The organism is Sphingobacterium gobiense (assembly GCF_002980575.1).
In the GTDB taxonomy this organism is placed as follows: domain Bacteria; phylum Bacteroidota; class Bacteroidia; order Sphingobacteriales; family Sphingobacteriaceae; genus Sphingobacterium; species Sphingobacterium gobiense.
Genome location: NZ_PVBS01000002.1, coordinates 649,038 through 663,649, shown reverse-complemented (window position 1 = coordinate 663,649; position 14,612 = coordinate 649,038). Strand labels below are relative to the sequence as shown.

The 14,612-nt window shown below is 45.1% G+C and carries 7 protein-coding genes; all 7 read right to left on the bottom strand.

Annotated features, from left to right (window positions below):
• Window positions 1-4: 4 nt before the first annotated feature.
• The 7 genes from C5749_RS11750 to C5749_RS11720 all read right to left on the bottom strand — a co-directional run bounded on the left by C5749_RS11750 (window position 5) and on the right by C5749_RS11720 (window position 14,420).
• Window positions 5-2,746: an alpha-L-rhamnosidase gene (locus tag C5749_RS11750; protein WP_105726254.1), complete on the bottom strand. Its 2,742-nt coding sequence runs from the start codon at window positions 2,744-2,746 to the stop codon at window positions 5-7.
• A 111-nt stretch (window positions 2,747-2,857) separates the two neighbouring features.
• Complete coding sequence (locus C5749_RS11745) at window positions 2,858-5,629, bottom strand: glycoside hydrolase family 2 protein (RefSeq protein WP_105726252.1); 2,772 nt, start codon at window positions 5,627-5,629, stop codon at window positions 2,858-2,860.
• 12 nt (window positions 5,630-5,641) lie between these two features.
• Entirely contained in the window at window positions 5,642-7,084 is a 1,443-nt protein-coding gene (locus tag C5749_RS11740) for a sialate O-acetylesterase (RefSeq protein WP_245893737.1), read from the bottom strand.
• Between the two features lie 25 nt (window positions 7,085-7,109).
• The gene (locus C5749_RS11735; RefSeq protein ID WP_105727015.1) at window positions 7,110-8,933 is read right to left on the bottom strand and encodes an exo-alpha-sialidase; all 1,824 of its coding nucleotides are present in this window, start codon (window positions 8,931-8,933) and stop codon (window positions 7,110-7,112) included.
• Between the two features lie 21 nt (window positions 8,934-8,954).
• The gene (locus tag C5749_RS11730; RefSeq protein WP_105726250.1) at window positions 8,955-9,869 is read right to left on the bottom strand and encodes a glycoside hydrolase family 43 protein; all 915 of its coding nucleotides are present in this window, start codon (window positions 9,867-9,869) and stop codon (window positions 8,955-8,957) included.
• Complete coding sequence (locus C5749_RS11725) at window positions 9,869-11,287, bottom strand: glycoside hydrolase family 140 protein (RefSeq protein WP_245893735.1); 1,419 nt, start codon at window positions 11,285-11,287, stop codon at window positions 9,869-9,871. The genes C5749_RS11730 and C5749_RS11725 overlap by 1 nt, the downstream gene beginning before the upstream one ends.
• Before the next feature lies 1 nt (window position 11,288).
• Window positions 11,289-14,420 carry a DUF6298 domain-containing protein gene (locus tag C5749_RS11720; protein WP_245893734.1) on the bottom strand — a complete coding sequence of 1,044 codons (3,132 nt, stop codon included), beginning with the start codon at window positions 14,418-14,420 and terminating at the stop codon, window positions 11,289-11,291.
• Window positions 14,421-14,612 lie beyond the last annotated feature (192 nt).

Sequence of the window (14,612 nt, the reverse complement as noted above, 5' to 3'; positions counted from 1 at the left end):
GTGTTTATAATTTAGTTTTGAATTGATAAGTTCCCGACCCGATCGCTATCTTCACCCTATCCGCATCCGCTGACAGTATGTTGATATCTTTATGCGTACTTAATTTTTTGTTGCCTTCGGTAATCGACGATATTTCTTTTGCAGGTAGATACACCACGGCTTTCGCGTTTTCTGGAATGACGATCTTCCATTCAAAGGCAGATTTATGTTTTGTCCAGTTTGAGGCAATTTCGCCATATAAGCTCTTGTACCTAGCATCCACATGATCCAAGCCGGCAATCAGCTCCGGTTTCATCACGATGGCTTGGAACCCATTTTCTTCGGATTTAATACCAGCCAGGTTTTCGTAATACCACACAATCAAATCACCCAGCATCATGACGTGGTTTTGCGAGTTCATTCTTGGATGGGCTGTATTGCCATTCCATAGTTCCCAAATCGTTGTCGCACCGTGTTCAATCATATAACCCCACGACGGATAGGACGTATTGGTGGCTAGTTTATACGCCAAATCGGAACGTCCCATATCGGTCAACGTGCGCATAATCCATTGTGTTCCCACCACGCCTGTACTCAAGTGTCCGTTATTTTCCTTTTCGATAATCGTTACAATCCTATCAGCCAGCTTTTCCTTATTCTCGTCTTCTACCAAGCCGAAGTACATCGCCAATAAATTCTCAGTCAGCGTATTTTTGCCGTAATAGCCCGCCGCGTGGTAAAACCGCTTATTAAAATTTTCTTTCATTTTTTCGGCGGCCTGCTCGAAGGCTACTCGGTCCTGTCCGTTTTCGTTAAGTTCCGAAAAGCGCGCCATCATGTTCAACAAATGATAGTAGTATGCTGTTGACAAGAGTGGGTTTGGATACTTCTTGTCTGCACTCTTCCCGCGTCCTTCGTCTATGGTTGCAGGCGGCGCACACCAGTCTCCGTAGCTATCCTTGGTGATAATCCCTTCATCGTCCATATAACGCGCCTGCATATAATGCATCCAGCGTTTCATGGCCGGATAATGGTCTTGCAACACGCGTATATCTCCAGTCTGTTGATAAAGCATATCTGCTATAATCAGATACGTCCCCGGCCAAGTCATATTATCACTATAATACCGCCAGAAAGCCGGCGCGACATCCGGTATTGCACCATCTTCCTTTTGAGAGAGCCGAATATCTTCTAACCATTTGAAATAGAAATTCGCATTATCGAACATGAAATTTTCTCCGTAAGCGCTGATTGGACGGTCGCCAAGCCAAGCTTGGCGTTCGTTCCGTTGCGGACAGTCTACCGGAATACTTTTGTAATTGGAAGCGATTCCCCACCAAGCGTTGGTATATATCTGATTCAATAATCCATTGGATGAGCTAAACGATCCCACGGTCTCCATTTCATCGTATACCAAACGTCCTACAAAATTGTCCGTAAGTGCCTCTCCGGGGTACCCCTCTACCTCCACATACCGGAACCCGTGATAAGTAAAGCGAGGTTCCCATTCTTCTACGCCGTCGCCTTTTAAAACGTAGACATCCGTTGCCTTTGCAGCCCGCAGGTTGTCGCGAAACAGCGTACCATCTTCATTTAATGATTCGGCAAAGCGCAAGGTCACTTTCGCTCCGCTTTCACCCTGCACACGCATCTTCACCCATCCCGAGAAATTCTGTCCGTAATCAATAATATACTTACCATCCCCTTTTGTTGTGATAGAGACCGCTTTGAGATCTTGCATCACTTTCATGTTCCGATTTAGCTGTGCTTCGTAGTTCCCTCCGGGTTCTTGTACGTATTCCGCTGTTCTCCATGCACCGTCATCATAACCCACCGTTGCCCAATCTCGTAATTCCTTACGTGCGTCATAAATCTCCCCATCGTATTCGTTATTGGACAGGATCGGTCCTTCCGTCGTACCTTTCCACGTATCATCGGTATGTATCGTCTGCTGTGATCCGTCGGTATACGTAACCCGAATCTGCATCTGCATTTTTGGGAACCCAAAGTTTTTCACTTTATACGGCTTTTCCTGTCGTATCGCATAGTAGCGTCCGTTTCCTAATATCACGCCCAATGCGTGTTCCTCGCCGCGAAGTGATTCCGTAACATCGAACACGTTGTATTTGACATTTTTGGTATAATCGGTTAAACCCGGTGCTAGCACCTGATCGCCTATCTTCTTGCCATCGATATACAGCTCGTATAAGCCGAGCCCCATGATGTAGGCTGTTGCTTGCTGCACTTCTTTTGTTAGAGAAATCTCCTTTCTGAAATAGCGTGCACTAAGGTAACCAGCGTCTTTGTCATCACTGTCGAAGTATCCATCAAACCCGATCCACCGTCGATTCCAATCCTTATAATACAATAGCCCTACCCGCCATGACGCTGGTGCCGACCACTCGGATTCTCCTTGATTGGTGGAGACTTTTACTTTCCAAAAAACCTCCGTGTCACTCTTTAATGCTTTCCCATCATAGAACACGGAAATAGAATTATCGGATATTTGTTTACCTGAATCCCATAGGTCGCCGATATGCTGTGCCAGTTTTTCAGGAGAAGATGCCACCAGAATATGATATGCCGTCTGGACAACATTTCGTTCATCCGCACGAATTTGCCAGCTTAACCTGGGGTTTGTCTTATCTATACCAATTGGATTGGTCAACAGTTCACACCGCAGTACGTCCACACGGGGTTGGGCAAAAGCTGCTAAGCTTAAACACAACCAAACGAGCATCCCTGTTATCTTGACTATTCCTTTCATCTGTTATTTTTCGTTTTTATCTGTCAGATGGAGCCTTTGACGATTAAAATAATCATTCCCATAAGCGTTTAATGATTATTTTGATCATGTGGGGTTCATTACGTTATTTCTTTACTTTTGGACCGAGAAATCAAAATACAGCACCATATGTAAGGCACGGATCGGCTCTTTCTCAAAATCATAATACACGTGCTTCATACCCATTGGTCCCGTCGTCTCCGGCTTTTGCGTCTTCGTACCGATTGCAGAAATACCATTCATAAAAGAGATGTCTCCGTTCGGAAAAGTCGGCTCCATGTTCTTCCAGTCGGTGTCTTGTTGCTCCCGTGGCGTAAACAACCGTAAGAATACATCTTCTCTATCGGTGAATACCAAAAACGACTGCTCATCCGTAATGAACTTCGTCCAATACATATTACTGTGGTATCCTTTGAATTCCGGATATTCAAACGGGATCTCACCCGTTGCCGCGTCATTATAATCTTTCTTCCATACGCCAAACTGATTGCCTTTCATCCGATTTTTCCACACCCGGTAAGGCCCCATGCCCATGTATTCCACACCTTTCATTTTATCCTCGGGAAACGAGAAATTGACTCCCACGAATTTGGTAAAGTATTCTTGCGGAAAGTACTGTACATGCATTTTCACTTGTCCCGATGCGTAAATCTCCCATGTCAATGTATTATAGCTTTCTTTCTTATCGAACGTTGACGCAATCACTACTTTATCGTCCTCTTGCTTAACCGTGAAATTCTTGAAATTGGTGACAGCTTCCTGTATAGTAGGCCCGTTGTTAAAAGGGATGGTACCTTTCGCATTTCTGACCTCTTCCAATAAGCCATTTTCTTTATTGATGCGTACCGTAACACCGTTTGCAGAAACCACAAAATTGGAAGCTGTTTCTTCCACGTTTACCGCGTCTCCGGTTGTTTGCAGAAAATTCGCTGCCACTTGGTTCGGACGACTTATCGGAAAACTCCATGTATAAATTTCCAGACCGTTTACATCTTTTGCTGTAATGTACAACACGTCGTAATCTTGCCAGTCTGCCGGAAAGTCCAGCTTTAAAACACCTCGATGATACGGCTCGATAGCTGGAGCAGGGATTGTTCCGGTTTGACTTCCTTTGCTTTCCCCATATTGTCCTAGCTTCTTTAATTCGTAACTGAACGAACATTGGTTGGTATTCGTAAAAGCGTATCGGTTCTCGATATGAAATGCACCATCAAAGCCGGCGGTCATTTCCCTCTTTTCGAAGAAAATAGGACTCCAGACTTCCTTGATGGTATAGAAACTACCCTCTTTTTCATAATAAGGCCCCACGATACCGTCAGCACCGTGGTTGCCATCGGTATCGATGATATTGTCTTTATCCGTTCTTACTAGACCCTGATCTTGAAAATCCCAAAGGAAGCCTCCGGCAGATAAGGGGTTCGCCCACATCGCTTTCCAATAATCTTCGATTCCTGCACCGTGACCGCCGTCCCACATACCGTGTAAAAATTCGGTCGGCATAACAATATTACGACCGTGGTCATAAGTTCCTATCCCGTAATTATATTCCCGGTAGTGCGTTGTTTCGAAACCACCGTATACCGCCCAAGGATAGATCAATGGGCGTTTTTGAATATCATTGGTAAAAAAGATACTGTCCAACTCCGGATTGTGTCCCCCCTCATTCCCGTTCGCCCAAAAAATAATCGAAGGATGGTTTTCCGATACCACCATCATCTCTGTCAGAAGCTTTGTGCCTGTTGGTGTATCGTAATGGCCATGCCAACCGCCAAGCTCATTCATTACATACAAACCCAAAGAATCACACACTTCTAGAAAATGATTGTCGGGCGGGTAGTGTGCCATCCGGACGGCATTCATATTCATTTCCTTGATCAGCTTCACATCGTGAATGCTGATTGCTTTGCTTGTTGTTCGGCCTGATTCAGGATGAAAGGAATGCCTGTTTACCCCCTTAAATTTAATTTTTACACCATTGATATACACACCGTCGCGTTCTTTCACTTCGACCGTCCTAAAACCAAATTTCTGTATCTTTTCATGTACTTTCTTTCCTTTTCTCCACAATGAAATATGCGCTTGATAAAGATTAGGAAATTCGGAAGACCATAAATCGGGATCGGAAAACTGACCTTTCAGTTCGGTTTTATCCTCTTGAAAACGTGCGGATAGCTTATCGCCATAGGGCCGACCATTCGAATCGGTTATTTGGATTTGAATTTCGTCTGCTTCACCACTTCTTTCTACCATACTACGAAACTGGCCGTCTGCTTTCGCGTCGATCGATACCCGGTGTATATGACTTTGTGGTAGTGCTTCCAAATAAACCGGACGATAAATACCGCCAAATATCCAATAGTCCGCTTCCCGTTCTGCCGCATTCACCGACTTATTCTCCGAATGCTTCGCTACGGTCACTTCCAACAGATTCTCTCCTTTGTAGTTTAATAGTTTCGAAACATCGTATTTAAATACATAGAAAGATCCCTGATGAATCTCTCCTGCCGACGTTCCATTTACCTTCACTTCCGCATCAGTCATCACGCCTTCGAAGACCAGGTTCACCACCTGTCCTTTCCATGCTTTATCTACGGTAAATGTATATTTATAAAGCCCTTTCTCTTTCCCTTTTTTTTCTTCTTTGTCAAACCCATAATTGTATTTGCCAAAACCATGCAGTTCCCAATTGGAGGGCACTGGAATTTTCGACCATTTTCCCGCCTTCATACCATCCGTAACAAAAAAATCCCACAATACGGTGTCATCTTTTCCGGTACCAGAAAGGTATTTCCGAGCCGTTTCCTGTGCATGTATCGTCAGATGTGCAAAAAATGTCAATAATATGGTGGATATGTATAATTTCATGGTGTTTTCGCGTTAATTTAATTTCAGTTTTTGGTACGGATTATTGCTACGGAAAGATAGAGCCGGAAGTCCGGCCTCATTAACTAGATTAGGCTGCGCCGCTTCGTCCCAAGCAAAACGTATTTCGGTAATTTTTTTTATAGAAGGGGCGGTTAGCTCGACCATGTCTCCTTTAAGCTTGGCCGCTGCGTTCACGAAAATACCATCCTTACCTGCGACCTCAAAACACGACAACGACTTGCCATCACGTGCATGTAGGCCTTTGGCATGATCAAAATAGACGTGCGCTTTGCCCCCTTTTAGACGTACTTTCTGAAAAGTCGGTCCGTCTGCTTCTATCGGCTTATGACAGGTTTTTGCCAAAGCTTGCAAAGCCAGCCGACGACCAATTTCCCATTTGTAAGACGGATGCAGATCGGTAATATGATCCACTAGGTCGGTTGTTGTGACACGTCCGGTATGTGGTAACTGGAGCAGGAGGCTCTGTGCTTCCCAAAATTCGGGTAATACCGTGCGCGCCATGCGTTCTTTTCCTTGTTCATCCAAGGAATATAGGAAAGGAACAATCTGCGTAAAATAAAACGGCAGGTTGTTGTCATTCCAAAGCTTGCGCCAACTTTCAATCAACACTTTCTGTTTGTAGGCATAGCTGATATTCTCCTGGAGAAAAACATTCGATTCCCCTTGATACCAAAGAAAACCTTTCATAGTATACGGTGCGAGGGGGGCAATCATCGTATCAAAAAACTTACCCGGGTCTCCTGTTAATTCTTTTCCGTGAAAATACGGTTCTTCGCGCAGCGCCTGCTCAGGCAGCCAAGGTTCAATACGGCTTCCGCTCTGCGAAGAAGAAATAACACCTACCGGCACATCCAGCTCCTCCTGTAGGTTTTTCGCAAAGAAGTAACCTACGGCAGAAAACTGGCGTAATGCAGCACCTTGCGCTACCGCCCAGCCATTATATTGCCCATTTGGTCTTGCTAGGGATTTCCGACGAACGAGAAAGAGCCGTATATTTGGATTATTCGCTTCCTCCACCGCATTCTTCGGGAAATAAGCATCCTTTTCCGGAGCCGATAGTTTAGCCAATTTCCGCATCTGGTATTCCATATTGGATTGCCCCGAGCATAGCCAAACCTCACCTACCAGTACATCGTGCAAGGTGATGGTATTTTCTCCGGCAATTACAAGATCCTGTCCTACGGCGTTTGCTGCCATCGGTTTTAGCGAAACCTTCCAGTTTCCCTGCGCATCAGCCATCGTGCGCAGCACCTGCCTATCAAAGCTAACCGTGATCTTTTCCCCTTGGCTAGCTGTACCGAAAATAACTACAGGTTGATTACGTTGCAAAACCATGTGATGTGCAAAAATATTCGGCAGCAGGACCTCCGCGAAGGACGGCTGCAGTATCAGCACCCACAAACAACAAACAAATAGTAATTTTCTTATCAACATACCCTACAGTCTCTGCATATGATTATTAATCTAACGTCTCTGCACTAAAGGAAGTAATCCCGTAAGCAGCCTCTTTATCTACGCCATCAGCATCTTCCACATCAAAATCCTGATCCGTTGGTGTATCGGCATCTGGGTAACGGCGGACATCTCCTGTCCGAAACGATACGCGACTAATCTCACTAACCGGCTGGAAAAACAAACGCGTTCCTTTTTCTGTTCCGTTGATGTTAACTTGATAGGAACGTGTCTGTACATCTACCGTCAACTCGATATGATAGGTTTTTCCGGCGTCATAAGGTTGTAAGCCAGACATCCGATAACCGGCCTTGTTTTTAATCTGTCCATCTGCATCAAACACCATACGGGCCGCCGCTTGTCCTAAATCATTGACAAGCTCGATCTGCAAGCTGCCGTGATCCGCCTGTTGCGGTATAACCGTAAAAGCAATTTTTACTTTTTCCGAAGATGCAATTACCCGTTCAGCTTTCGCATAGTCAAACTTATCTCTGTCCCGTAGCATCAAAGCATCGTCTTCTAACTTGGCTGATGCCCATAGGGGGCTATATATATTCCATTGGTTGAATATCTCGGTTGCATTTTTCGAAAAATCGTCATGTACATTATCCTTAACGACGGCAGTAATCGGTACCGGCACTTTCGATACCCACATATCTTCTTTGTTTATGCTGTACGTCACCCACATATTACCGTCTGGCGGCACGCCGTTTCCCTCCTGTATACCTCTCGGGTACTGTGGTCCATACGACTTATAGTTACCGCCGTAGCGCATGGTGGTGATTTCACCGTTGATCAATAGCAAATCGGTATAGGTCAAGCCGTCGTTGCTTGTGGATACTGCTAAAGGCCAACGAAACTCCGATGGGTTGTAAACAGTGGCAAAGCGATTATCGGATGTCCGTTGGCCCCATATTTTAGCGTTACTGTTTACAAAACCTGGTGCACGCAAAGGATTGTACGCCCAAGTTTTGCCTTTATCTTTACTTACCGATGTCAGCGCATGCTTCCACATACCCACCACATCGCCGTTATCCAACGTATAATAAGCAAACGCCTTTAGCGGACGATTGTAAGGAATCAAAGGATCGTCACGATCGGCCTCTTCTACCCACTGTTGCATTTGCAGGGGTTGCTCCATCAGCTCTTTGCATGCCTGCACAAATGCCTTGTCTTTACTCTTGGTATACAGGGGGTATATTGCTAACTTTTGGTCAAACGAAGAATTAAAACGAATGAAATAAATAGGCCCGAACGAACCGTCTTTCTTAATTTCTCGGACGACGCGTCCCACGCCATGTCCGTCGTTGGGGCTATCTTTTGCATCGAGCGCTACCCCGTAATATCCAATAGTTAACAGTTTGCCATTTTTAGCGGTATAAAAACCCATACGCTGATGCATAATTGCATACAAGTCCTTCCCAGCTTTATCAGTTCTGCCCGGTTTGCTAAAACCTTCCGGCACCGGATAAGGTGGAAAAAGCTCGACAGGATCCGACCAGTTATAGCCATCCTTGGAGGTTTGGAGTACGGATTTACCTTTGCCGATATGCTCCCCTACAGGGTTACCTAAAAACTGTAAATAATACGTTTCATTCCAGTACGCTAAAAACGGCTGATGATTATAGGTGAAATCGTGTCCGCCCGCTCGTTCGGGATACGCTCTGCTTGCTCGGAAAGTCTGTATATTGTGTGTTCCCACAACGGGTTTCAATTGCCCGTGGTGATAGTCTACGTTTGACAGGGTCTTTCCTACGTATTTCATCGTATCTTGTGCCATGGCACCATACGACGCACATAACAAGGTAATTCCTAATATCGCTGCTCTCATCTTTTTATCACTCATAACTTATCACTTATCCAACAACCTTTTCAAATCCTTTTTGGAAGCTTTGAAGATCGTTCCGTGTTTATGTCCTTCTGGGACACTAATCTTATCGTTAGCTTTTTTGAACGTTTTAAAATCTGTGGTTGACACCGCTTCATAGCTTTTGCTACCATAGGAGTCAAAATAGATCAACCACTCATCCCCCAATTTGATCACACTCGGCCCTTCTGTTTTAAAATCAGAATACGGTTCCGACACATTTTCGTATGGACCAAGAGGATTATCCGAAAAAGCAACTTTCAAATTCCGATTCGGACGTGTATTGTCTTTTAATACCAATACATAATCGTTCTTATCTTTCTTTACAATCACCGCATCAATGATGCTGAAACCCGGATCCGCAAATAGTTTGGTTTCTGTAAACGTTTCGAAATCCTTGGTTGTCGTGTAGTACATCCGATGGTTATTTCTTTCTTCCTCTTCCCCTTTCGGAAAACGTTCTGGAATAGTGGATGCCCAAATAATTATAAATCGATTTTCATCTTCATCGTAGAACAGTTCAGGCGCCCATATATTCACGGTCGTAGCTTCGTGTTCCATAACGGGCACAATCTTTTTGTTTTCCCAATGGATAAGATCTTTAGATGAAGCATATCCGATACCTTCATTTCCTTGCCAACCGATTGTCCAGACCAAATGATAGATACCTTTATCATCGCGCACCATGGACGGGTCACGCATAATCTGCTGTTCGCCTAATTCGGGTTTCAGAAAGATACCATCAATTGCCGTCCAGGAATAGCCATCTTCACTATATAGATAGCGTAGCCCTTCATCGGCGGGTTCACGAAAAGAAGTGAACATGTAAACATCCCTCTGGCACGAAGCCAAAAGGGATGCCGCTAACACAACAACTAAAAGATTTAATTTCGTTCTCATTATAAACTATCTAAAATCAGCACCCAATCATTCCCATCTTTTGCTTCACCCGCTGGTTTGAATGTTTGTACACCTGTATTTTCTACCTCACCAATAACGGTCTCTTCGCCATTTCGCGGATTGAACCAAGAGGCTTTCACTTTGTCTCCTTTAATTTTACCCATATTGATTTTCATTTCTCTACCGTTGTAGTTGTAGATAAATGCATAATTATCCGTACGGGTTGCTAACAATCGGTTATATTTTTCACCATTTTCAGCAATCAACGTCTGGTCCGGAACGCGCTCAAAATAGGCATCTCTAGACAACATCAGATCTTTTAAATACTGCATTTGCGATGCTCCCGGTGCATTTAGTCCTTCCGTCCAGAGCTCCGACGAGCCGTAAGCTGTTGTCGAATCGGTTGCCGAGTGCATCTGCATAACCGAATTCTGTCCATAAGTATATCCAAACGCGCCCGCAAATACAGACCAATATCCATAGCGGCGCACATCGTGGTCTTGCCAACGCGGTTCTTTAATATCATGCAAACCTTGCGGGATTCCCTCATACGACGGTTCACCATCAATGGTCGGCTTTACAGGACTTAACGCCCAGTCGACCTCCATAAACTTCCAATTGTCCTCGCCATAGTGTTTGTTTTCATTGCTGGAGGTATCTTGATCGTAACGTCGGTGCCCAGATTGCACCATATTAAAATCTAACCACGGTTCGTTGTGAAACCAATCCGAAGAAGCCGTTCTGCCCCGTGGATGAAAAGTCATGAGGTGGTTATGATCAATCGCCTTAATGGTTTTTCCCAACTCCAACCAAGCGGCGGTGGAATCCGAACCGTGGATATCGCCCCCGTTCAACCAAATAATATTCGATTTATCTTTCCAGCGTTCGGCTAAAAACGTGCCGTATTCAGTAGCCTGTTTTACCGACATCATTCCAGCTTTTACGGGCGATCCCCATACCGGTACGACAGCCATGTAAATACCTTTTTCTGCTGCTTTATCAATAATATAATCGACGTGATCCCAATAGTCATATTCTTCGTCCACATCCGGGTTGTTCCCTTCTGTCACGAGTGGACGAGCAATATCCTTATTCACAACCGACGAATCACCATAGACATTTACTGAGGGAACCGTATGTAATACCATCGCCTGTACCACATTGAACCCTTTTTGTTTTCTATCGTCCAGATACTGTTCTGCCTCATCCCTGTTCAGTTTGTTAAACAGCAACCAACCTGTATCGCCAAGCCAAAAGAAAGGTTTACCATCGTCAGTGGTCAGGTACCTTCCGTTTTCCGACACCTTTAACGCAGGCATTCCGGTAGACGATATCTCTTGATTAGAAGAAGAAGTGCAGGACGAAAAAAGAGCTCCCGCGCATAAAAATGGTAATAATTTTTTACGAATAGACATCATATTACTGCTTAGTTATCCAGATAATTTCTGGGCTATTTTTAAACGTTTTTAAGGCGACGCGCGTTCCGGTTTTTACACGTTCCGATCCCAAAATTGCGCCGGTTTTTGGATGGATATGATACGCTTTATAATTTCCTTTCCATGCAGGCAAATCCACATCGAGTGATCCTTTACCGACATTATAAAAAATGGCAGCGTCGGCTCCTTGTAAGCACCACACACTGTCTTGCATCTTAGTTTCCATACCGGACGCTTCTTTATAAAAATCCGCGTGTGCCACCCTTGGTACGTTCGCCATCGATCCGCCGGCCATAAATACCGCCCATGCGTGTTCAGGATAACTGCTACTATGATAAACGACAGCTTTATCGGGAAATTTGGTGCGGTATTCGGAAACTGCACGATATACCTGCTCCGACGTAGTACCACCTCCCCTCATTTTCCGGGAATGTTGCCGCGGCGCCAAGTTCTTGCCACCTTCTGGTGCGTAGACCGTTCCATCTTTTCGATAATACCAATACCGGATATCGATTACTTGAATCTCGCTGGCACGCTCCGCATCCGCTAAGATAGCATCCTGCACATCTTTGGTAGCGCTGAGTCCGATCATGGGATTGTACCCCGTTTCGGCCTTCCATTCCTTGATCACATCTATCCAAAACTGAACGAAATGTAATGGCCCGGTATATTCCGCACTGATCAATTGGATGACACCTGTATTGTCTTTGAAGTTTTCTAAACATTGGCGGATATACGCTCTATGCAATTCGCGACGCGCAAGATGGGTAACATCATAAAATTGTTCCGCCATAAAAATCCGCTTATCGCCGGCATACGGTACAGGTTCTGGGAAACCTACATTGTTGATGTTATTTGCCGTCCGCCAAGGGGAATCCGTGTAATGTGCCCCTGCTTCCAAAATATTGTGTTGAAAATAGTTCTGGTGCAACAGTACCAGTCCATTTTGATCTGCTAAATCTGCGAATTGTTTAAGGCGACCCCAATAGAAAGGGTTGTATTTTGTTAAATCATATTTCGATAAACCATCATACGCCAGTCCCTGCCCACTTCGGGCAAAAGGCAATTCATAGAACGGAGGCCATACTTCGCCATCCATCCGGCGTATCCGCTCGTGGTCATCCCGACGGCGATCATACCATAAACCATAGTTATGATCTATACTCAAGACATGGTTCACCAACATGCTATCCACCACTTGTTGGAGATCATCCGTCAGACCGGTTCCGGTCTCTCCGGGAACATAGCGGGTAATATGCGGCTTAGCATCCTTCAGTCCACGCGGACGAATATTGCCATTCCACCATTGAATATCGTGTTTACGCCCCACGAGCACCTCATCACCACGTACCAACCAGCCATTTTTGATGGTCATATCGGGTGTTTTTACCACATTCTTTTTCTGCGGGACATCCTTCTCTGTTAATATCCTTATACCGGCAACGTCTATGTCCAATGGTTGGCGTTCCGATACATTGGTTATCAAATCTTTCAGTTGCAAAGCGGGTTCTTTCGCCATTTCAGTCAATTCCTGAGCCTCAGCTATCGTCGGGCTCGTGGATGCCTCAGTCGTCATCGGCAACAGCACCGTCCTTTCTTTAGCGGACTCTCCTACTCGCTCTTGCAGTTGCGCATAATACAAGCTCCGCGGATTAATATGGCTATTTGATTCCGCCCAATAGGCGTCCCCCTGAAACTGCGCCCAGAGACCGAATCCCCAGTTCTGTGCAGTCGGCGGCTGTACACTTTCTATCAGTGCTGCCGTAGATTGCCACAAAACGCTATTTGCAGCTGTCCAGCCAGCACCTTTCCCATCTTGTCCGCGGTTACCATAACGCAGCGCTTGTGCATCGATATCCACAATATCAAATAATACACCAGAAGCCCAGCTGTCGATCGCACCACTAAAACTGTACGGTTCTACCGCCTGACATTGTACAAAAGCATTCGGACCGGCAGCTACAAAACCTACTGCGAAATCATGATAACCTTTTTCCGAATACAGTCGCTGGAACAACGTCTGTTGGCCTCGGGTATAAAAGGTATATCTTCGCTGTCCGCCGATTTCCGAAACGGGATCTCTCGATATACAATCTTCGACGGTCAGCTTACTGGAAGTTTCTTTTGCGTACACGGCTGATCCCGCAAAGTAGCGGAACTGCATACGCCTAACCCATACATTCGTTGCATTTTCAACCGTAATAGCCATCCATCGATGGTCTTCATCTTTTGGATTCGACGCGTTAAAAGTCGATTCCAGCTGTATATTTTCAATACCGACCTGCTCAATCCGGCCGTTCCAAGTATACTTCTCCACCGTAGCACCACCATAACGTTCGTCTATAGCTATCGTGAGAGGAACATTTACCTCAACTAAGTCTCCTTCGATACGAACGACTGTCCGATCCCAAGTTGTATTCCAGTAACCTGGCTTCCAGCCCAAGAACGACATCCCACCTCCAAACTCTTCCGCTTTCAGCGTCTTAATCCATGCGTCTGTTGACGGACGGGTAATCATAATGCGGTCGCCCGTCCGCAAATCGCCAGCATTATCCACATGGAACGTCCGCGCATTTACAGGAACATAAGCGTCCCGAACCTGTCGTTTTTTTCCACGGACGATATCATTCTGTCCTGCTACACGGATTAACGTTTCTCTGGTTGTGCCTTCACCTATCAATAAGGTGCCGTTTTCTGTAAAACCGGAACCTCTCAACACTACACCGGAAGTATGCAGCTTCAAAGAACCCGATAGACGGTATTCTCCCGATTGCAACAGCACTGCTCCACGTAATCCTTGCTCATCCACAGGTAATTGCGACACATAATCAATCGCGGCTTGGATACGTGCCGTAGCGTCGCCCCCTTGTATTGGTACAACCATTTTCACTGGTACCTCGGGAATAGCTTTGTTACCACCCGCATAGCCTGCATGCGAAAAATCAGGGATACGGTTGCCCAGTGAGTCTGGTTGGTAGACTAATTTTCCTTCCTTCCAGACTAAAGGTTTAGTGGCATCTTGGGCATATCCTACAAAACAGCCGACGAAAAACAACGCGAATCCCAGCAATAATCTACTCGGAACCCATGTACAAAATGTATGTTTATTATTCAACTTCAATACCGTTTAAAAAAGATCTACAACGCTTTAAATAAATCAGTTAGACATCTCGACCATAACCTGAATATTTTATGTGTAAGCTTACTTATCGTTTATACAAACATAGCGAAAAGGCCGTAGTCATGTTTATAGTATTTTCTCTAGCTATTGTATCATTTTGTCGGCGGACGGGAGAATTGTGAAATA